The 17,851-nt window shown below is 67.9% G+C and carries 22 protein-coding genes and 1 pseudogene; 12 read left to right on the top strand and 11 right to left on the bottom strand.

What is annotated here, in order from left to right; all coding sequences use genetic code 11:
- Nucleotides 1–21 precede the first annotated feature (21 nt).
- Both ACO0LV_RS11975 and ACO0LV_RS11970 read right to left on the bottom strand, forming a co-directional pair.
- Nucleotides 22–432 carry a VOC family protein gene (locus tag ACO0LV_RS11975; protein WP_424788130.1) on the bottom strand — a complete coding sequence of 137 codons (411 nt, stop codon included), beginning with the start codon at nucleotides 430–432 and terminating at the stop codon, nucleotides 22–24.
- A gap of 117 nt (nucleotides 433–549) precedes the next feature.
- Nucleotides 550–1,320 (bottom strand): thioesterase family protein, encoded by a 771-nt coding sequence (locus tag ACO0LV_RS11970; RefSeq protein ID WP_424788129.1) that lies wholly within the window; start codon nucleotides 1,318–1,320, stop codon nucleotides 550–552.
- A gap of 137 nt (nucleotides 1,321–1,457) precedes the next feature.
- Here ACO0LV_RS11970 and ACO0LV_RS11965 point away from each other — a divergent pair, with 137 nt between their 5' ends.
- Nucleotides 1,458–1,931, top strand: a complete 474-nt coding sequence (locus ACO0LV_RS11965; RefSeq protein ID WP_424788128.1) for an FABP family protein — start codon at nucleotides 1,458–1,460, stop codon at nucleotides 1,929–1,931.
- Between the two features lie 42 nt (nucleotides 1,932–1,973).
- On the opposite strand, the gene ACO0LV_RS11960 is transcribed toward ACO0LV_RS11965, so the two are convergent.
- Together ACO0LV_RS11960 and ACO0LV_RS11955 are read right to left on the bottom strand one after the other, a co-directional pair.
- Nucleotides 1,974–3,146 (bottom strand): NAD(P)-binding domain-containing protein, encoded by a 1,173-nt coding sequence (locus ACO0LV_RS11960; protein ID WP_424788127.1) that lies wholly within the window; start codon nucleotides 3,144–3,146, stop codon nucleotides 1,974–1,976.
- Nucleotides 3,147–3,194: 48 nt separating this feature from the next.
- A complete protein-coding gene (locus ACO0LV_RS11955) occupies nucleotides 3,195–4,091 on the bottom strand; it encodes a M23 family metallopeptidase (protein ID WP_424788126.1) in 897 nt (298 codons plus the stop codon).
- 68 nt (nucleotides 4,092–4,159) lie between these two features.
- Between ACO0LV_RS11955 and ACO0LV_RS11950 the strand changes: the two genes are divergently transcribed.
- Nucleotides 4,160–5,680 carry an MFS transporter gene (locus ACO0LV_RS11950; RefSeq protein WP_424788125.1) on the top strand — a complete coding sequence of 507 codons (1,521 nt, stop codon included), beginning with the start codon at nucleotides 4,160–4,162 and terminating at the stop codon, nucleotides 5,678–5,680.
- A 33-nt stretch (nucleotides 5,681–5,713) separates the two neighbouring features.
- Here the strand turns inward: ACO0LV_RS11950 and ACO0LV_RS11945 are convergent, their stop codons facing one another.
- On the bottom strand, nucleotides 5,714–6,292 hold the full coding sequence (locus ACO0LV_RS11945; protein ID WP_424788124.1) for a thymidine kinase: 579 nt from the start codon (nucleotides 6,290–6,292) through the stop codon (nucleotides 5,714–5,716).
- Nucleotides 6,293–6,346: 54 nt separating this feature from the next.
- On the opposite strand from ACO0LV_RS11945, the gene arfB reads away from it, so the two are divergent.
- The 6 genes from arfB to ACO0LV_RS11915 all read left to right on the top strand — a co-directional run bounded on the left by arfB (nucleotide 6,347) and on the right by ACO0LV_RS11915 (nucleotide 9,365).
- Nucleotides 6,347–6,787 carry an alternative ribosome rescue aminoacyl-tRNA hydrolase ArfB gene (gene arfB / locus ACO0LV_RS11940; protein ID WP_424788123.1) on the top strand — a complete coding sequence of 147 codons (441 nt, stop codon included), beginning with the start codon at nucleotides 6,347–6,349 and terminating at the stop codon, nucleotides 6,785–6,787.
- Between the two features lie 47 nt (nucleotides 6,788–6,834).
- Nucleotides 6,835–7,047, top strand: a complete 213-nt coding sequence (locus tag ACO0LV_RS11935) for a hypothetical protein (protein WP_424788122.1) — start codon at nucleotides 6,835–6,837, stop codon at nucleotides 7,045–7,047.
- Nucleotides 7,048–7,325: 278 nt separating this feature from the next.
- On the top strand, nucleotides 7,326–8,048 hold the full coding sequence (locus ACO0LV_RS11930) for a haloacid dehalogenase type II (protein ID WP_424788121.1): 723 nt from the start codon (nucleotides 7,326–7,328) through the stop codon (nucleotides 8,046–8,048).
- 91 nt (nucleotides 8,049–8,139) lie between these two features.
- The gene (locus tag ACO0LV_RS11925) at nucleotides 8,140–8,409 is read left to right on the top strand and encodes a hypothetical protein (RefSeq protein ID WP_424788120.1); all 270 of its coding nucleotides are present in this window, start codon (nucleotides 8,140–8,142) and stop codon (nucleotides 8,407–8,409) included.
- Complete coding sequence (locus ACO0LV_RS11920; RefSeq protein ID WP_424788119.1) at nucleotides 8,406–8,705, top strand: cupin domain-containing protein; 300 nt, start codon at nucleotides 8,406–8,408, stop codon at nucleotides 8,703–8,705. The genes ACO0LV_RS11925 and ACO0LV_RS11920 overlap by 4 nt, the downstream gene beginning before the upstream one ends.
- An 84-nt stretch (nucleotides 8,706–8,789) precedes the next feature.
- The gene (locus ACO0LV_RS11915) at nucleotides 8,790–9,365 is read left to right on the top strand and encodes a 1-acyl-sn-glycerol-3-phosphate acyltransferase (RefSeq protein WP_424788118.1); all 576 of its coding nucleotides are present in this window, start codon (nucleotides 8,790–8,792) and stop codon (nucleotides 9,363–9,365) included.
- A 112-nt stretch (nucleotides 9,366–9,477) separates the two neighbouring features.
- Here ACO0LV_RS11915 and ACO0LV_RS11910 read toward each other — a convergent pair whose 3' ends face one another.
- A complete protein-coding gene (locus tag ACO0LV_RS11910) occupies nucleotides 9,478–10,647 on the bottom strand; it encodes a PD-(D/E)XK nuclease family protein (protein ID WP_424788117.1) in 1,170 nt (389 codons plus the stop codon).
- Between the two features lie 25 nt (nucleotides 10,648–10,672).
- Complete coding sequence (gene heR / locus ACO0LV_RS11905) at nucleotides 10,673–11,443, bottom strand: heliorhodopsin HeR (RefSeq protein WP_424788116.1); 771 nt, start codon at nucleotides 11,441–11,443, stop codon at nucleotides 10,673–10,675.
- Nucleotides 11,444–11,626: 183 nt separating this feature from the next.
- Here heR and ACO0LV_RS11900 point away from each other — a divergent pair, with 183 nt between their 5' ends.
- From ACO0LV_RS11900 to ACO0LV_RS11890, 3 genes are all read left to right on the top strand, one after another.
- On the top strand, nucleotides 11,627–12,289 hold the full coding sequence (locus ACO0LV_RS11900; RefSeq protein ID WP_424788115.1) for a winged helix-turn-helix transcriptional regulator: 663 nt from the start codon (nucleotides 11,627–11,629) through the stop codon (nucleotides 12,287–12,289).
- Between the two features lie 61 nt (nucleotides 12,290–12,350).
- A complete protein-coding gene (locus ACO0LV_RS11895; RefSeq protein ID WP_424788114.1) occupies nucleotides 12,351–12,998 on the top strand; it encodes a dihydrofolate reductase family protein in 648 nt (215 codons plus the stop codon).
- Nucleotides 12,995–13,582, top strand: coding sequence for a dihydrofolate reductase family protein (locus ACO0LV_RS11890; protein ID WP_424788113.1), 588 nt, complete (start codon nucleotides 12,995–12,997; stop codon nucleotides 13,580–13,582). Before ACO0LV_RS11895 ends, ACO0LV_RS11890 begins: the two co-directional genes overlap by 4 nt.
- A gap of 37 nt (nucleotides 13,583–13,619) precedes the next feature.
- Here the strand turns inward: ACO0LV_RS11890 and ACO0LV_RS11885 are convergent, their stop codons facing one another.
- On the bottom strand, nucleotides 13,620–14,855 hold the full coding sequence (locus ACO0LV_RS11885) for a glycosyltransferase (RefSeq protein WP_424788112.1): 1,236 nt from the start codon (nucleotides 14,853–14,855) through the stop codon (nucleotides 13,620–13,622).
- Between the two features lie 414 nt (nucleotides 14,856–15,269).
- Nucleotides 15,270–16,179, bottom strand: a pseudogene (locus ACO0LV_RS11880) (IS5 family transposase).
- 14 nt (nucleotides 16,180–16,193) lie between these two features.
- On the opposite strand from ACO0LV_RS11880, the gene ACO0LV_RS11875 reads away from it, so the two are divergent.
- Nucleotides 16,194–16,931, top strand: coding sequence for an alpha/beta fold hydrolase (locus ACO0LV_RS11875; RefSeq protein ID WP_424788215.1), 738 nt, complete (start codon nucleotides 16,194–16,196; stop codon nucleotides 16,929–16,931).
- 61 nt (nucleotides 16,932–16,992) lie between these two features.
- On the opposite strand, the gene ACO0LV_RS11870 is transcribed toward ACO0LV_RS11875, so the two are convergent.
- Both ACO0LV_RS11870 and ACO0LV_RS11865 read right to left on the bottom strand, forming a co-directional pair.
- A complete protein-coding gene (locus ACO0LV_RS11870) occupies nucleotides 16,993–17,430 on the bottom strand; it encodes a type II toxin-antitoxin system VapC family toxin (protein WP_424788111.1) in 438 nt (145 codons plus the stop codon).
- Complete coding sequence (locus ACO0LV_RS11865) at nucleotides 17,427–17,708, bottom strand: type II toxin-antitoxin system Phd/YefM family antitoxin (protein WP_424788110.1); 282 nt, start codon at nucleotides 17,706–17,708, stop codon at nucleotides 17,427–17,429. The genes ACO0LV_RS11870 and ACO0LV_RS11865 overlap by 4 nt, the downstream gene beginning before the upstream one ends.
- Between the last annotated feature and the right edge of the window lie 143 nt (nucleotides 17,709–17,851).

The following is a 17,851-nucleotide window of genomic DNA, read 5'->3' as shown; positions in this document are numbered from 1 at the left end:
TGACCTCCGCTGTGCTGGTGGTCAGCGGATCAGGCAGAAGGGGTGTCCGGCCGGGTCCAGGTACACCCGGAACCCGCCGTCGGAGGAGGGCTGCTGCTCATGCACCCGCGCGCCCAGGGCCAGCACACCGGGCTCGGCGGCATCGATGTCACCCACGGTGAAGTCCAGATGCATCTGCTGGGGGTGGGCCCCACCGGGCCAGGTGGGCGTGACCCAGTCATCGATCCGCTGGAACGCCAGCGTGGGCCGGCCCTGCGGGTTGTCCGGGGAGACCCCACCACCGGGAGGCTCAAGGTTGACCCAGTCGCGATCGGCGCCCTGCTCCATCGGCCAGCCCAGCAACTCGGAGTAGAACCGGCCCAACACCAGGGCGTCGGGACAGTCCAGGATGATCAGGTCGAGCACGGGGGTGCGAGGCTGGTCGTTGTTCATGGGGCGTTCTCCTTCGCCGAGTCGGGCCAGGTGAATCTGCACGCTAACCCTCATTCCGGACGATCCGCGGCCGCCTTCGGGTCGTGGCCGGAGACACGACCCGCCCGCGGCAACGCCTCAGCGCGGCCGGACCGTGAGCACCTGGGAGTGGGCACCGATCGGACCGGTGCGGTCGTGGATGATCGTGTGCGTCAGCCCGATCCCTGCGGCACCGAAGGACACGGTGGTGTCGTAGCCGACCCACTCCCCTTGCGGTTGGGCGAAGAAGTGGGCGGTCAGGTCCAGGTTGGGGAACAGCACCTCGCGGGGGTCGGCACGGATGGCCATGCCGTTGGAGACGTCGAGCATCCCGGCGAAGGCCGCCGTGCGGCTGGACTCCTCGCCGGCGACCAGTGCGTGCGCGGTGCGTGCCCAGAACGCCCCGTGGCCCGGCTCATGGTGGTCGCGGCGCACCTCGATGGACCTGATGAAGCCCCCGGGCCAGTCGCGGGTGGGATCGACCGGCTCCATCTCCTCCGGGGGCTTGATCCGGGGCAGCGCGGTGCCTGCCAGTGCGGTGGTGTCGCGGGTCTGCATCAGCCACGCACGCAGGCGTACCACCGCCCGGCCCGCGTGGGACAGGACCGCCTCGACCAGTTCGATCGTGCGCCCGGGCCGCAGCACCTCCATGGCGATGTCCACCACGTCCACCGGCACGGTGCCGAGGATGTCGTAGGACATCCGGGCCACCACCAGGTGGTCGTCGCGGCGGGCGTCCCGGTCCTGCTCCACGGCGTGCACCAGCAGCCCCAGTGCCGCCGCGATGTGCTGTTCCTCCTCGACCCATGCCCCACCGACGTGCTCGGTGGCGCGGAAGGTGGAGGTGTCGATGCGTTCGAAGTAGGCCATGGGCGCCATTGTGGGGCAATCGGCGGGGTCGGTACGGCATTCTGGGTGCTCGGCGTGCACGCGCGGGTCGACGGCGCAGGTCACCCGAAGCGGCCGAGCCGGCTCCTGTCCGCCGGTCCCGGCGTAGTGTCGGGAACATGGCACTGCACCCCGCCCTTGCTCCCGTCGCTGATCTGGTCGGCACCTGGCGCGGCCCCGGCCGAGGCGAGTACCCCACCATCACCTCCTTCACCTACACCGAAGAGGTCACCTTCACCGACGTGGGCAAGCCCTTCCTCACCTATCTCCAACGCACGTGGTCACCCGCCGGCGATCCGATGCACACCGAGACCGGGTTCTTCCGCGTCGCCGGCGGCGAGGCCGTGGAGTTCGTCCTGGCCCAGCCCACCGGGCAGACCGAGTTGGCCGAGGGTGCATTGGTCACCGAACCGAGGGGGTTCGCCACCGAACTACACTCCCGGGTCGTCAATGCCGCGAGCGCCAAGATCGTCGATGCGACCATCCGACGGCTGCGCCTGGACGGCGATGAGTTGGCCACGGAGTTCGCGATGGCCGCGGTAGGGGTTCCGATGACCCATCATCTCGGTTCGGTCCTGACCCGGACCGCGTAGGCGGGTATCCGGGGGCGGTGAACTCCATGTGACCGGCCCCGATCAGGTCCCCCGCCGCGCCCGCACGATCGCGGCGACCGCCGCCCGCCCGGCGCGGTTGGCGCCCACGGTGGACTGGGAGGGCCCGAACCCGATCAGGTGCACCCGCGGCTCATCGGCCACCTGGGTTTCGCGCAGCATGATGCCACCCTGCTCATTCCGCAGTTCCAACGGGTCCAGGTGCGCCAGCGCCCCTTTGAACCCGGTGGCCCACAGGATCACATCCAACTGGGTGAGGGACCCGTCGGCCTCTCGCACACCGCCCGGTTCGATCGCGGTGAACATCTCCCGGCGCACCAACGCACCACGCTCCTTCGCGGCCAGGGTGTAGGGGGTCCAGCCAAGACCGGTGTAACTGACCACCGAGCCGGTGGGGCGGCCCTCCTCCACGTCGGCGGTGACGTTGGCGATCACCTCCCGCCCGGTCTCGGAGGTGAACGCCCCCTCGTGGAAGACCGGCTCACGCCGGGTGTACCAGAACGTGGTGGCGTGCCGGGAGATCTCCTCCAGTTGCTGCACCGCGGAGATCCCGCCACCCACGATCGCCACCCGCTGCCCGGCGAACTCCTCCGCCGCCACATAGTCACGGGTATGCAACTGCCGTCCCAGGAAGGTCTCCGCGCCGGGGTAGACCGGCCACACGGGGTTGTCCCACGTGCCGGTCGCGTTGATGACCCACTGGGTAACCCAACTCCCCCGGTCGGACTGCACGATCAGGTCCCCGCTGCCCCCGCCGCCCGTGCCCATGCCGACGGCGTCGGCGTCGGCGTCGGCGTCGGCGTCGGCGTCGGCGTCGGCGTCGGCGGAACCATCCTGAGCGTCCCGAACCGCGGTCACCCGCACCGGTCGCACCAGCGGGAAGTCGTGCTCGAACTCATAGGCGGCGAAGTAGCGCGGAACCGCGTCCCGGCTCGGCTCATCCGGATCCACCGGCGGGACGGGCATGCCCGGAAGGTCGAAGATCGCGTTGATCGTGCTCATCCGCAGTGACTCCCACCGGTGTTGCCACGCCCCGCCCGGGGCGGCCGCGGCGTCCAGGACCACGTAGGTGGCGCCGTCGTTCCCGCGCTGTAGGGCGCTACCGAAGCGCCTGCGCTTCAGGTGGTAGGCGGCGGACAGGCCCGCCTGACCGGCGCCGATGACGACGACGGTCGCGCGAGCAGGCTCTGGGGGCATCGCCTGGGTCAACGCCGCCGCGATCGCGGACCTTCCCGTTGCCTTCTCCTACTCAGCCGGTGGGGTTTCGGGCGCGGTGAAGACCTCCCCGTTGCGGGGCATCTGGGACAGCGCCGCGGACGTGGGCTCTCGTGCGTACTTCTCGAAGGTCGGGTCGAGGTCGCCGGTCCGGGTGATCTGCGGCCACACCATCGTCAGCCCGGCCGCTGCTTCGACGTTCGCCCGGTCCATCAGTTGCACGTGCAGGTGCGGCATCGACGTGTTGCCGGTGTTGCCCACCCGGCCGATCACGTCACCGGCCACCACCGAACTCCCGAGCGCGATCGCGCTGCCCCGGCGCAGGTGGGCGTACGCGGCGAAGGTGCCGTCGTCGTGGGCCACGATGACGTGGTTGCCCAGCACCGCACCGGTGCCGCCGATCTCCCGGGCCATCGCCTCGACCGTGGCCAGGTACACCAGGCCCGGCCAGGTGCTGCGGGCGCGGTGGTCGCGCCTGGAACCCAGTGAGCGCACGACGGCGCCGGGAGCCATCGCGTAGACCGGCTCACCGAAACTGGGATATTCCTCGGGTCTGTCCCCGCGCAAGCCCCAGCGGACCAGTACCGGAGTGGAGTCCCGTGCCGGGCGGCACAGATCAACCGCGCAGTACTGTCCACGGGTGCGCGTGCCATGGCTGGGCAGGTGTTGGCCGGGGCCGTTCATCGCCACCCACTGCCCCCGCACCGGGGCGAGCAGCTCGGCCGGGGCGCCCGGTGACGTGCGCGGGGCGGTGCCGATCAGCACCAGCAGTACGACGATCAACCCGGACACGAACAGGGCATGCCTCGGCCGCAGCGGCAGCGGTTGCTCGGGGATGAAGGAATTCAGCACGATCAGTCCCACCGCGATGAAGGCGGCCAACAGCAGTCCCGCCCACACCGGCCGCAGGGCGCTGATCAGGCGCATCGGACCAGTTCGACCGGCTCAGCGTGCATACCGGGACCGTACCGGTTGGGAGTACCATCAGCCGCTACATGTCCACGATGAGCCAGGGTCCGGATCGACCCGATGAGTTCACCACTGAGGCCACCAGCCCGCCTCCGGCGCAGCAGGACGACGCCCCCGATCCCGCCCGCTGGCGCGTCCTCGCTGTGGCGCTGGGTGCCGTCTTCATGTCTCTGGTGGCGGTCAGCATCATCAACGTGGTGCTGCCCTCGATCCAACAAGGACTGGGCGCCACCGACTCCGACCTGCAGTGGGTCCTGACCGGTTACGCCCTGACGTTCGGGGTGGTGCTGGTGGCGGCCGGGCGAGCCGGTGACATCCTCGGCCGCGGACCTCTGTTCATCATCGGCACCGCGCTGTTCACCCTGTCCTCGGTGGCGGCCGGGCTCGCACCGGACCCGACCACCCTGAACGCGGCCCGGTTCGTGCAGGGACTGGGCTCGGGACTGCTCACCCCGCAGGTCGTGGGCATGATCCAGCAGTACTTCCGCGGGCCCGAGCGTGGGCGTGCCTACGGCGCGCTGGGGGCGGTGGTCGGGATCTCGGTGGCGATCGGGCCGGTGCTGGGCGGGCTCATCGTCGAGGTGGCCGGGTCGGTGAACGGGTGGCGCTGGACCTTCCTGGTGAACGTTCCGGTGGGGTTGGGCGCGATCGCGCTGGCCCTGCGCTGGCTGCCGCGGCCGATGCGACCTCCCCGCACCACCCGCCGCACCACGGTCCGCGACGTGGACCCGGTGGGTGCGGTGCTGCTGGGCCTGGCGGTGCTGGCGCTGCTGCTGCCCTTCGTCGAGCGGAACATGGGCTGGCGCGGCTGGTTGCTGGTGCCCGCAGGGCTGGGGTTACTGGCACTGTGGGCCTGGTGGGAACAACGCCACAAACGTCACGGCCACCCCCCGATGGTGGACCTTGCCCTGTTCGGCATCCGCAGTTTCACGGGCGGCACCCTCATCGCAGGTCTGTACTTCATGGGCGTGACCAGTGTGTGGGTGCTGGTGGCGATGTACGTGCAGGGTGGCCAGGGTGGCAGCGCCCTGGAGGCGGGGCTGATCGGCCTACCCGCGGCGCTGATGTCTGCGGTGAGTTCCTACCTCGCCGGTCGCTGGACCAGTACCCACGGCCGCCCGATCCTGATCGCCGGGATGGGCTGCGCGCTGCTCGGGCTGGTGCTGAGTATCGCGGTGGTGCAACTGGCGGCCACCGGTGCCGCGAGCATGTGGTGGCTGTTGCTGACGTTGGCGTTCATCGGCATCGCGCAGGGCATGGTGATCGCCCCCAACCAGACCCTCACCCTGACTGAGGTACCGCTGGAGTACGCCGGTAGCGCGGGCGGCGTGCTGCAGACCGGGCAACGCCTCGGTGCCGCGATCGGACTGGCCGTGATCACCGGCCTGGCCTTCGCCGTGCTGGCCGAGCGGGACTGGACCGCGGCGATCAGTGCCGGGTTCGCCACCACCACCCTGATCGTGCTGGTCAGCCTAGTGGTTGCGATGTTCGACCTGCGTAACGCCCGGACCAACTCGTCTGTGACCCGCCAGGCGCCCCTGGGCTGACCGGGCGAACCGGCGCCCACGCGAGGGCCGCCGTCAAGCCCCGAGCCCGAGGTGGCGTCGGCAGCGGGCCTGGTAGGTCTCAGTACCGCCGATGGCGGTGACGCTGGGGACCAGGGCGTCCTCGCCGTCGTCCTCCTCCACCCGCTGGTGGAAGGCGGCGTCGCGCCCGCAGACCGAACACACCGCGCTCAGTTTCACCACGTCCTCGGCCAGTGCCATCAGGGCGGGCAGCGGCTCGAACGGCCGGCCGTCGTAGGTCACACACAGACCGGCGACGACGACGGTCATCCCCTCGGCGACCAGGTCACCGACCGTGGGGACCAGGTCTGGACCGAAGAACTGCGCCTCATCGATGGCCAGCAGGTCCAGGTCACGCCCGGTGAGGAGATCGCGCAGCGCAGCGACGTCCGGTACCGCCCGGGAGGGGATGCGCCCGCCGTCGTGCGAGGCGACCTGGCCGGCGCCGTGGCGCTCATCCAGGCTGTGGTTGACCACCTCCACGGCCAGCCCGGCGAGCCGAGCCCGGCGCACCCGGCGCAGCAGTTCCTCGGACTTGCCGGCGAACATCGGCCCGCACACCACCTGGAGCCGGCCACCCGTCTCGTTGCGCATGGCAAGACCCTAGCGAGCGGCCCCCGGCGAACCCCGTGGGTCATACTGACCGGCGTGGATGACCTGCACGTACCCCCAGGGCCGGGCGCACCGGCCGGGATCACGGTGCCGGCGGCAGAGTTGCTCGAGCGGTTCTCCCACGCCTCCGGGCCCGGCGGCCAGGGCGTGAACACCACGGACTCGCGGGTTCAACTCAGCCTCGATATCAGCGCCACGACCGCCCTGAGCGACATTCAGCGCAAGCGAGCCCTGAACCGGCTCGGCACCCGCCTCTCCGGGACGGTGCTGACCGTCGACGCGGCCGAGCATCGCTCCCAGCGACGCAATCGGGTCGCAGCCCGGGAGCGCATGTCCGCCCTGCTGCGGGAGGCGGTGGTGCCTCCGGTCCGGCGGCGCCCGACCAGACCCACCCGCGGCTCCCAGCGCCGGCGACTGGAGGGGAAGCGGTTGCGATCGCAGATCAAGCGTAACCGCATGCGTCCGCGACCGGAGTGAAGTTCGGGCGGGCGGCTAACGTGCCATACCACATTCTTCCGAAGAATGTGGACCTGGGCCCCATCTTCCTGGATGTTCTAGGCCTGCAGGTTGACCTGTCCCCGATCGAACTGGACATCACCGCGGTGCCGGGCGCGGGCAACCTGCTGGGCAACCTCCTGTGCGCGGTCGTCGGGCTCTTCGACAGCCCCGGCAACCCGGTCAACGCCATCACCAACCTACTCAACCGCATACTCGGTGGCCTCGGCCTCGCCGCATGAGGTAACCGGACCAGCGATGCTGGTGGAATGAGGATGCCCCGGGCACGGTGCCCGGGGCATCCTCATGTGCCGAAGAACAGCGCGCGACTGAGGCATGGACTGCGGTCCGCGACACGGCCAGGGTGTGAAGACACGCTCAACCGCATGGTCCGCGACCGGAGCCGGGCTCGGGACGCCACCGGCCGCGAGGACGCCGACGAGCACCAAGGGGGCGACCCGGAGTGGCGATTCGCGATCCTGGTGCTGGGACCTCGCCTCCGCCCTGCAACACTGTGCGCATGGGATTTCCAGACATCGAAGCCATCGTCGTCGACGTCCTTGGCACACTCGTTGACGAACCCTCCGGAATCGGCGCAGGCATTCGTGTTCTCGCCCCATCACACGATGAGGCGGCTGTGTCTGAATTGGTCGCGTTGTGGCAGAGGCATGTCGATCACGAGCAACGACTCATCGTCGCAGGCGAGCGGCCATATGCCGCAAGCCATGAGCTGGACCGCGAAGCCGCTCAACATGTTGCCGACGCGGTCGGAGTCGAAGATGCTGCCGCCCTCGCCCGCCTCGCCCGGTCCGGCCGGTGCCTGTCGCCCTGGCCCGACACCGTGGCCGGCCTTGCCCGGCTGGCGGTGCAACGTCCACTGATCGGGCTTTCCAACGCAAGTCGGTCGGCACTCCTGGGCCTCAACTTCCACGCGGGACTTCGTTGGCATCAGGCGCTCTCAGCCGAGGACGCGCGGACGTACAAACCAGACCCGTCGGTCTACGAACTCGCTGTCGCAGCCGCTGGAGCAGAGCCGCAGCGGTTGCTCATGGTCGCAGCCCATGCCTGGGATCTGCGTGGTGCGCAGAAACTCGGAATGCGAACCGCCTATGTGGCCCGGCCTGTCGGCGACCCGCCCGCATCCACAGATCGGTTCGACTTTCACGCTGAGAACCTCGCCGACCTGGCCGATCAACTCCCGTCTCCTGACGTTGCCTACGGATCCGCCGTCGTCATGGCTTGATCCGCGTCAAGGCTCCTCTCTCGCTCTCCGCATACGTTGAGGACATAGCCGAGACAAGGACGGGAGGCCTCTACCGATGGCCGAGGGACACATGGCGACCGCTGCTCAGTTCGCTCCGCTCATTGAGCGGGTGCACGGGGAGCACCACCCAGAACTGACCCGGGTGCGCGAACTCACCGAGCAGGTCCAGCAAGCAAGTAGCGCCGGCCAGGTCGCTGCACTCTTCGACGAACTGCGCGCGGTGACTGGCAACTATGCGGTGCCCGGCGATGGGTGCGAGGCCTTCGAGGCGACCTACAGAGCGCTGGAACACGCCGATGCAGCGCGGGGTCTGGGTACCACCCCCGGAGGAACAGTATGAGGAGGTTGACTCCACTGGACGAAGGTTCGGTGATGGCCGCCAAGCGGATGGAGGGCACCTCCGGCACCGCATTCCCCGGCCACACCGCCACGGACGAGTCGGTACTCGTGGTCACTGAGGGGCGATGCACCATCGAGTTCGCTGAGACCCGACACGATCTGGCACCCGGCGATGCCTTCGTGGTGCCCTCCGGCGAGTGGCACAAGGTCACCGGAGGTCCGGACTTCAAGGCCGTGCACGTGATGCCCAAGGCCATCCGGTTCGACTTCTTCGAGCGACCTGACCCGGACATCTGAGCCACAACCTCGGCACTTCGTGGCCGCTGGTGGGCTGCATCACGCGCGCGGGCCAACGGGTCAAGGACCATCTAGCGTAGGACCATGCTTCGACGCCTCGTGGCCCGCGCGTTCTGGTCACTCAGCCGGTGGAGACTGTCCACCTCTCCCGCGCCGGACCGTCCCACCATCCTCATCGGCGCCCCGCATACCTCCAACTGGGACTTCGCGTTCATGCTGGGCATCGCCTGGCGGTTGGGCGTCGACGTGCGCTGGTTGGGCAAGAACAGTCTGTTCCGAGGCTGGCGGGGCCCGATCATGCGGGCACTGGGCGGTATTCCCGTGGACCGGTCCGACCCCAGCCGCGTGGTGGGTGAGGTGGTCCAGCGGGTCCGCGCCGGCGAGGTGTTCGGGCTCGTGGTCACCCCCGACGGGACCCGCAGCGGGCACACGCACTGGAAGTCGGGGTTCTACCGCATCGCCCGGGAGACGGGGATGCCGGTGACCCTTGGCTACGTCGATCGCACCACCATGACGACCGGCCTGGGGCCGACCTTCGAGTTGACCGGTGATGTCGCCAAGGACATGGAGCGGATCCGTGGCTTCTACGCCGACAAGTCCGGGGTGCGGCCTGAGCACCGGGTCGAACCGCGGCTGCGGGATGAGACCGGGACCGGCTGAGCCCGGATGGACCGGTGCCACCGTGCTGCGCTGACCGGGCCGGTCGGCTCAGCGCCTCGAGCAGGCCGCCCAATGGCCTGAGCTGCCTCAGGTGAATGCGTTTGAACTCCCGTCAAGTTCCGAGTTCCACCGCCAGCACGGCGTCCCGCAGCCGGCCATCGTCCCGCGACAGGCCGTCGATGACCTCGGCAAGACTCACGTCGGTCTGCACGATCCGCGCAATGCTTTCCCGTTCGGCGTTTTCAATAGTCACGAATATACGGGAGTAGTCGGGTTCACCAATCGGCACCGGCGCGCGCTCATTCTCGACGACCGCAGTGGGTCCGAACTCAAGGAAGATGGCGGGCTGCCCATCGGCGCGTTGTAACTCGATGCACCACTCCCACTGGCCGACGAATCTTGTCACGACCTTCTCGATCCGCCCCCGCTCGACCCTCGCATTCATCTGCTCCATCAGTGTCGACCGAGCGAAACTCCGCAGCCCGGCCTTCACGTTCGCGAGCGCTTTGAGGCTCTCCTCGAACTGCAGCCGTGCATGCTCGGCGACGAGGTCGGCAAACTCCTGCGTCACCCGGCTCCGAGGCCGATGCCCGTACCGCGCCGACTCCCCGGTCTCGCACATGGCCTTGATGAAGGAGATCTGGTCGTCGACATTCACTGCCGCTGGGCCTTCCACGAATTGTTGAACCATCTGTCGAATGAAGAAGAGTTGATCGGGATGCTGCTGGCACCACAACCGATCACGGTCGACGTGAGACTGCAGGTCAGTCAATATCTCGGCATAGGTCACGACAACGGCCTTCTCCCAGCCGTCTCGCTGCAAGTGGGCCTCACGGCGGTGGCAGAGCAGAACAACGGTGGCCGGTCTTCCGCCCGCAGTTCCGTGGGCGAGGTACCGCTGGTAGCTGTGCCCGTGCCCGTCGGAAGTCCCATAGTTCTCGACGACGATGGCAGCATCGGGTCGCGAGAGGACAATGTCGGCGATGTCCTTGTCAGTTTCGCCTGCGACCCCCTCGTCCCCTCTGGTCACGACTTCCTGCACAACGCGGTAGCCGAGAGCGGGCATCTGACCGTCGCTCGGCAACGCGGCATTGACTTTCTCGAGGAAGATCCGTTGAAAAGTGTCCCCGAGCTGATGGGTCGAATCGGGGGTCAATAGCCAGGCGAAAACGTTGGAGAGTTGCTTCTCGTGCGTGCCGTGGTGCATTACCCGAAAGATGTTGAACTGTTCGGCCAGGCTCCGCGAGAGCGCGGGCAGAAGCGACGTGACGAAGTCCTTCATGTCCGTCGGTCCTCGGGTCATAGGCTCAGGCGGCGAGGGTGCCGGCGAAGATCTGCCATGCGAGTGCGGACTTGGCGGTGAGACTGAGCGTGATGTAGAGCCGCTCCCCCAGTAGGTAGTCCCGGAACCGGCCGACCGGGCGGTACTGGAGCCACTGCACCAACGCGAACACGTTGAAGAAGAGGAACAGCGAGACGATGATCCCGTAAACGAAGCCGGGTGGCTCGGCCCCGGTGGTAGAGCCCGGGGCAAGTGTGTAGATGACGATGCCGACCCAGGGCACCACCCCGGCAAAGCAGCCGAAGATGAACGGCAGCCATCCGCCGTCGCCTGGCTCGTGGTAGCGCTCCTGCAGCCAGCCGAACAGGATCATCGAGGCGTTGACGCCGAACAGCGCCACCAGCGCCACCACGTCGGAGATGCCGACCAACTGGGCGATGATCACGATCATCAGCGAACTGGATAGCGCGTACTCCACCCAGCGGAAGTAGTTGTGCCTCTGCGCCAGCCCCGCTCGGTAGCGGCCGAAGAATGGTGGGGAGGCCACGATGACGTGGAACAGCGCAGACAGAACCAGGAACGTCGCGATCGCCAGCGGAATCGGGACGTCCCACAGCGTGACCGCCTCACCCGGGGGGCTGCCGGGCGGACCGGCGAGGTAACTGGCGGTGATCGGCAGGGTGAAGTCGGTCGCGAGCAGCACCACCGCGACCGCCTGGGCCGCGTGCACGACCGCGGCCGTGATGTTGTACCTCCGTAGCCCGGCGTAGCGGCTTGAGTCGATCTCCGTCGTCATCGTTGAGCCGATCATTGGACAGTATTCCCACCACCGTAGTGAGTTCCACGTGGGACTGCAGGGCAGTTGAGACCTCGGCGCCGGTCACGACGACGACCTCCCCGACATCTCGCCACAAGCGGAACCGCGCCCCCAACGTGCACGGTGCTTGCATTTATGGAGTGCACTTCGTAATATGAATCCATGAAGGATTACGGCCAGTTCTGCGGCCTTGCCAAGGCCGGCAGTGTGCTGGGTGAGCGCTGGTCGTTGCTCATCCTGCGCGACCTGAGCATCGGACCTCGCCGGTTCAAGGACCTGCTGGAGGGCTTACCGGGAATTCCGACCAGTGTGCTGACCACGCGGCTGCGTGAGTTGCAGTCGGCGGGCGTCATTCACCGCACGGCGCAGGACCGGCCGGGTGGGGGTGTGCTCTACGGACTCACCCCGCACGGACAGGAACTCCTCCCCATCCTTGATGCGATCGGGAGATGGGGAGCGGCGACGATGGTCTCACCGGCCGACGACGACGTGATTACCGATGCCTCGCTAGCGGCAGCCCTGCGGGCAGCCTTCCGCCCCGGCGCGGTGCGGGTCGTGACGACATACGCGGTCCATGCCGGTCCTGCGAGCGCCTGGGCGATTGTTGAACCCGACCGGGCCATCGTCGGCGAAGGCGAACCCGGTGGCCCGCCGGACCTGACGATCCGCACCGGCCCGCAACTTCGCCTGCTGCTCGCCGGCCGAATGACACCCGCTGATGCGCTGAGTTCCGGGGCCGTCCGCCACACCGGACCTCCTGCCGCCTTCGACGACTTCATCCGCGCCTTCCATGTCCCGCTGGCCGATACCGCCGGCACTCCCTGATCCCCCAACCCAGTCAAGCCACAGAAAGGCATGCACCATGAAATTGAGCGTCAATCTCTTCATGACCCTTGACGGGGTCAGCCAAGGTCCGGGCAGCGCGGAGGAGGACACACGCGGGGAGTTCCACCGCGGAGGCTGGCTCATGCCCGTCTTCGACGATGGATGCGGCGAGGCGGTCAATGGGTGGTACGAGCGCTGCGGTGCCCTGCTGCTGGGACGGCGTACCTTCGACACCTTCGCAACCCACTGGCCCCATGTCACCGACCCCGCGGACGCCGTCGCCGATCGCATCAACCACCGGCACAAGTACGTGGTGACCTCCTCGGCACTGGGTGCCACCTGGGCCGACACCAGCACGCCGCTCGGCTCCGGCTTCCTCGATGACATCGGACGGCTCAAGGAGGCCGACGACGACCGTGAACTGCAGGTTCACGGGAGCATCCGCCTGGCCCGCACTCTGCACGAGGCCGGGTTGATCGACATCTACCGCTTCCTGATCGCCCCCGTCGTCGTGGGCGGCGGTGCTAGCCTGTTCGACGGGGACGGTCCCGCCTACGGCCTTCACCTGCAGCACAGCACGGTGACGAAAAGCGGCGTCCTGTCCGTGGAGATGTCCCCGCTGGAGTTTGACAACTCACTGCGGGCCGCCGTGGTGGCCGGGCGCGACGCCGTCGTTCCTGAACACGCCCAGGTCGGAGCGCAAGCATGACCGTCATCGCCAGCCTGAGCGTCTCCCTCGACGGGTTCTACACCGGCCCGGACCCGGACCCGGAGAGCCCGATGGGCAGCGGCGGGGCGTCGTTACACGGCTGGTTCGCCCACGACGTCGCCGACAGGAACCAACTCACCGCCGACGACGTGCTGGGCCCGGAGTTCGACCGCACCGGCGCCCTGGTGATGGGGCATGACAGTTACCAGCACGCCGAAGCCATCTGGGGGCCCCACCCGCCATTCGAGATGCCCATCTTCGTCCTGACCCATCACGCCCGCCCCGACGACGTGCGCGAAGGCTCCACCTTCCACTTCGTCACCGACGGTTTCGAAGCCGCCGTACAGCGGGCCACCGCTGCCGCCGCGGGCAAAGCCGTAGGACTGCACGGCGGGGGCGCCATTCAGCAGGGCCTGCAAAGCGGCCTGCTGGAGGAACTCCAGATCCACCTGGTCCCCGTCCTGCTCGGCCACGGACGCCGCCTGTTCGACAGCCTCGGGAACGCTGCCGTGGAATTCGACATCGTCCGGGTGGCCGAAGGTCCTGAGGTGACGCACCTGAAGTACCGGCCCCGGCAGCCCTGAAACCGCCGGTCATGCTCAAGGCGGGCGGTCGGATTCCTCAACGCTCGATCGAAGCGATCTGCGCTTCGATATATCGTGCCGCGACGGCACCGCCGTCTTCGTCGCGGAACGCATGCGCGACGCGATCGGCCGATGCACGCACGCCGTCATCGGCAAGGATGCGTTCGACGGCCTCCTTCAGATGCCGGGTGCCGGCTCGTTTCGGCGACAGCGCAATCGCATTGCCCTGTGCGACGCACTGGTCGATATTCCAGACCTGCTCCGGCTGGAGCCCGAGCCCCACGAAGGGGATGCCGGTCGCGCACGCGGTCTGGACGGTTCCCTGCCCGCCGTGCAGCACGGCGGCGTCGACGAGACCGCCGAGGCGGTGTGCGGGAAGGAGATCGGTCACGTGAACGTTCGCGGGCAGGCGGTCATCGGGAGCGAGATAGTGCCGGATCGGCGCAATGACATTCACGGGCAGTTCACCGAGCCTGGCCGCCGCGGCCAGAGCGAGGTCGCGGTGGGCCGACGAGCCGAGCCCCAGATAGACAAGAGGTCTCTCCTCGGCGGCAAGGTCGGCGACGATGGGCGGGAGATCGCCGTCGAGTTGCGCGAAGATCGGGCCGGCGCGCGCATAGCCCGGTGGAAGTGAGAAGCCCTCCAGTTCCCACCCCATGACGGTGAGAAGGTTGTGATCCGCCTCGAGCAGCGACGCTATGGTGCGCAGCGGCGCCAGCCCGTTGGCGACCGCGACTCGTGCGAAGGCCCTCGGCGCAAGTGGCGCGTGGTTGTACGCCCAGCGCAACAGACGGGTCGCGACAGCGTCGGCACTTCCGGCGACCGCACCAGTCCCGCGAACGAGTCCGATCCGATCAACCTGCTCGACCTGCGGGCGGGTCAGGGCGAACGGGACGGGGTAGAACAGGGGCACACCTTCGGCGCGCGCGGAGATCATCGAGGTCGGATTCGTGCCAATGACGACGGCCGCGGCATCCACCTCGCGGATGAACCGCCGCTCGGCATCGACCCGCGCTGCGACCAGGTCATCGGTGAAGGGAGATCTCAGCGTCTTGCCCTGATCGAAACGCAGCGCCTGCCGGCGCTCCACTTCGGTGAACGCGGGTTCGCTCGCGCGATACTCGAAGCCCGCACCGATGATGAGATGAGCGAAGTCCTGCTCATAGCCCTGGAACACGGCACGGTGGCGGGGGTCCAACGCTCGGGCGACCTCGATCATGCGCGTCACCTCGGCGAGATTGAAGGTGATCGGACAGAAGACGATCATGCTCATGGGCTGGCACCCTCCAGCGTCTTTCGGAGCGCTGTCAACGTTACGCGGAGGAATCGTCCTCTCCCGGCCGTGAGAGACAGCACGAACTGGAGCGTCCTCGCCATCACGGCCTGCAACGGGCCAGGACAAGCAGTCCTTGAAGGCAGCTGAAGCGATCTCCACGGGCCCTGGGCGCGATAGGTTCAGCGCGGCAAGGTGCACGACCCTGTGCCCGTGCGACGAGGACTTCCGAGAAGAGTTGGATGGGCGGGGCGGCATGGGTGAGCGGCAAGACTCCCAACTTAAAGATGGTCGCGACGTCGCGGTCCACCACGCGGGCTCCACGGCCCCGGGCGCGCCAGCGCTCGTCATGCACTACGGCACACCACACACCGGGAAGCATCCGGCGGCGATCGCCCGACTAGGGCATGTCTGCTATTTCTTGGCCCGGTAGGTCCCGATGATCATCGCCAGAGTGATGCCGCCAAGGTAGGTGATGGCGTACTTGTCGTATCGAGTGGCAAGGCCCCGCCACTGTTTGAGCCGGTTCATGGCTCGCTCGACGGTATTGCGTAACTTGTAGACCTCGGCGTCGAAGCCCGGTGGACGTCCACCTTTGGAGCCCTTGGCCTTGCGGCGAGCGATCTGGTCGGATCGTTCGGGAATGGTGTGCTTGATGCCCTTGGCGCGCAGATATATCCGGGTACTGGGGTGGGAGTAGGCCTTGTCTGCCAGCAGACGAAAGTCGCCCCTGGCCCCGGTGGTCAGCAGGGCCTGCACCAGCGGGGCGAGCATCGGGTTGTCTCCACCTTGGCCCGCACCGGCCAGGGCCAGCACCGGAGTGCAGGAGGCATCGGCCAATACGTGGACCTTGGTGGTCAGCCCGCCGCGGGAGCGACCCAGGGCATGATCCGGCGGCTCACCGGGCACGAGGCGAGAATTCTTGTCATTCGATTCTGCCCCCTGTGTCCTGCTCTGGGTCCGTGACAACCGAGTCCCGGCGGGCACCGGCCGCGTGCTGATGGGCACGCACACTGGTGGAGTCGATCGACAAAATCGCCTCCGCCTCCTTGGGGTCCAGGCCCACTTCCTGCTGCACAGCGGCCAGCATCTGGGTGTAGGTGCCGTCTTGTGACCACCGCTTGTGCCGTTCCCACACGCTCTGGAACGGCCCGAACTTCACCGGCAGATCCCGCCAGGGCGAACCGGTGCGAAACCGCCAGATGATCCCCTCCAGCATCACCCGGTGGTCGTTCCACGGACGACCACGCCGGCCCGAATCCTGTGGCAACGCCGGCGTCAGGGCCGCCCACAACTCATCACTAATCACTCCATCACGAACCATGAGCTCCACGATCGCTGACCAGCCTCGAAATCTTTAGCAGACACGCCCTAGCCGCTGGTGCGGGGCTACGTCTGGTGTCGGTGACCCGTCCCGGCTTCGCCGGATCGCCTCGACGTCTTGGTCGCACGGTCTCCGACACTGCGGCGGACGTGATCGAGGTGCTGGAGCGGCTTGGTATCGATCGCGTGGTCACGGCCGGATACTCGGGTGGCGGTCCGCACGCGCTCGGCCTGGCAGCGCTTGTTCCCGATCGGGTGAGCCATGTCGCGACCTTCGCCTGCCCCGCACCCTATGACCGGACGCCGGATTGGTTCACAGGTATGGCGAACAACGGGGGCGGCCTGCGCTCTGCCGCCGAAGGACGCAGTGCGAGGGAGCGCTATCAGCGCACGGCCGAGTTCGATCCCGGCAGTTTCACGGAAGCCGATTGGGAGGCACTGTCGGGTTCCTGGGCGGGTATCGGTGAAGACGCCCAAGCAGCGACCGCCGCAGGCAGCGCGTCCGGCGAGATCGACGACGATCTCGCATTCGTCGTGCCATGGGGCGTCGACCTCGATCAGATCACCAGCAGAGTCAGTGTGTTCCATGCAGCGTCCGACTGTCTCATCCCCGCCCATCACGCGGAACGACTCGCCGCTTTGCTGCCGGCGGCCGATGTGCGGAAACTCGAGGCGTCGGGGCACGTCGCTGTTCTTCAGCAGTTGCCCCACTGGATCCATGCTGTCGCTCGTTGGATGCCTACTGTCACTTGAGCGTGAGCGACATCTGCCCACCCCAGTTGCTCGACCGACGTACCCGACGACGTGATCCCGCTCAGCGGTCACGGCGTGGCTGCGTATGCCCGTCGCCGAGGTTACGCCGGGGCGCGATCACGTCGAACCCCGCGGACCGGGCGGCCTCGCCAAGCCTGCGGTCATAGGTGAGGACTGCCGAGGCGTCGAGTCGCATCGCGGCCTCAAGATGCAGCGCGTCCAGAGTGCGCAGGTACGGCATCGGCAGGAACCCGGCGCTACGGTAAACCGCCCGGTCCAGGGCGGCGAGCGCGACGCCGTCGAGGACGCTCGTCACGTCGGACTGGTCGAGACCCTCCCGAACGGCGACGCGGCGCAACTCGGTCTCGAGTAGATCGCTGGAGACCAGCGTGGCCGGGGTGTGGTCGAGCCATTCCAGGAGGGCGGGACTTTCGGGCTGGTCGATCAGCAGCGCGCCGAGAGCAGAAGTATCAACGTAGACGACGAGACGAGTGGTCACAGCCGGTCCCCACGCAGATCGTCGAGGGTTTCGGCGAGACTCCGTTTCGTGGTCTTGCGCTGGATGGCCAGCGCCGACCAACCACCCTCGCGCCGCGCCGGGCGAGCGATCGTCAACGCGGGGGCGTGCGCGTCCAGCGGCACGATCCGGCCCACAGGCACCCCGCTATTGGTCAGGACGAAGGAGTGACCCTCGCTCACCGCGCGCAGCACGCGGCCGGACTCGTTGCGCAACTGACGCTGCGACAGACTCTCGACCTGGGGCTCGACCATGCTCATCCCACCAGCGTAGCACGCGTGCGACGCAGGTGTTGGAACTCTCCTGTCCGCGCGAACGGCTGACAAGGACGGCAGGCGACAGGCACTTGCCACTTCTGCCGGGGAACGCAGTCGCCGGCGAATTTGCGTGCGTGATACCCGGG

Source organism: Pseudactinotalea sp. Z1739 (assembly GCF_049725055.1).
Taxonomy (GTDB): Bacteria; Actinomycetota; Actinomycetes; order Actinomycetales; family Beutenbergiaceae; genus CALKWS01.
Note: the sequence above shows the minus strand (reverse complement) of the source record. Positions and strands in the feature narration are given on the sequence as shown.

Bases quoted from the DNA above. Each gene is read 5' to 3' on its own strand.
- ACO0LV_RS11965 (WP_424788128.1), top strand. From the start codon at position 1,458: ATGGCACTGCACCCCGCCCTTGCTCCCGTCGCTGATCTGGTCGGCACC.
- ACO0LV_RS11865 (WP_424788110.1), bottom strand. From the start codon at position 17,708: ATGAGCATGGTCGAGCCCCAGGTCGAGAGTCTGTCGCAGCGTCAGTTG.
- ACO0LV_RS11970 (WP_424788129.1), bottom strand. From the start codon at position 1,320: ATGGCCTACTTCGAACGCATCGACACCTCCACCTTCCGCGCCACCGAG.
- ACO0LV_RS11945 (WP_424788124.1), bottom strand. From the start codon at position 6,292: ATGCGCAACGAGACGGGTGGCCGGCTCCAGGTGGTGTGCGGGCCGATG.
- ACO0LV_RS11975 (WP_424788130.1), bottom strand. From the start codon at position 432: ATGAACAACGACCAGCCTCGCACCCCCGTGCTCGACCTGATCATCCTG.
- ACO0LV_RS11925 (WP_424788120.1), top strand. From the start codon at position 8,140: ATGGCGACCGCTGCTCAGTTCGCTCCGCTCATTGAGCGGGTGCACGGG.
- ACO0LV_RS11960 (WP_424788127.1), bottom strand. From the start codon at position 3,146: ATGCCCCCAGAGCCTGCTCGCGCGACCGTCGTCGTCATCGGCGCCGGT.
- ACO0LV_RS11920 (WP_424788119.1), top strand. From the start codon at position 8,406: ATGAGGAGGTTGACTCCACTGGACGAAGGTTCGGTGATGGCCGCCAAG.
- ACO0LV_RS11895 (WP_424788114.1), top strand. From the start codon at position 12,351: ATGACCCTTGACGGGGTCAGCCAAGGTCCGGGCAGCGCGGAGGAGGAC.
- ACO0LV_RS11910 (WP_424788117.1), bottom strand. From the start codon at position 10,647: ATGAAGGACTTCGTCACGTCGCTTCTGCCCGCGCTCTCGCGGAGCCTG.
- ACO0LV_RS11930 (WP_424788121.1), top strand. From the start codon at position 7,326: ATGGGATTTCCAGACATCGAAGCCATCGTCGTCGACGTCCTTGGCACA.
- ACO0LV_RS11955 (WP_424788126.1), bottom strand. From the start codon at position 4,091: ATGCGCCTGATCAGCGCCCTGCGGCCGGTGTGGGCGGGACTGCTGTTG.
- ACO0LV_RS11890 (WP_424788113.1), top strand. From the start codon at position 12,995: ATGACCGTCATCGCCAGCCTGAGCGTCTCCCTCGACGGGTTCTACACC.
- ACO0LV_RS11900 (WP_424788115.1), top strand. From the start codon at position 11,627: ATGAAGGATTACGGCCAGTTCTGCGGCCTTGCCAAGGCCGGCAGTGTG.
- ACO0LV_RS11950 (WP_424788125.1), top strand. From the start codon at position 4,160: ATGTCCACGATGAGCCAGGGTCCGGATCGACCCGATGAGTTCACCACT.
- heR (WP_424788116.1), bottom strand. From the start codon at position 11,443: ATGACGACGGAGATCGACTCAAGCCGCTACGCCGGGCTACGGAGGTAC.
- ACO0LV_RS11885 (WP_424788112.1), bottom strand. From the start codon at position 14,855: ATGAGCATGATCGTCTTCTGTCCGATCACCTTCAATCTCGCCGAGGTG.
- ACO0LV_RS11915 (WP_424788118.1), top strand. From the start codon at position 8,790: ATGCTTCGACGCCTCGTGGCCCGCGCGTTCTGGTCACTCAGCCGGTGG.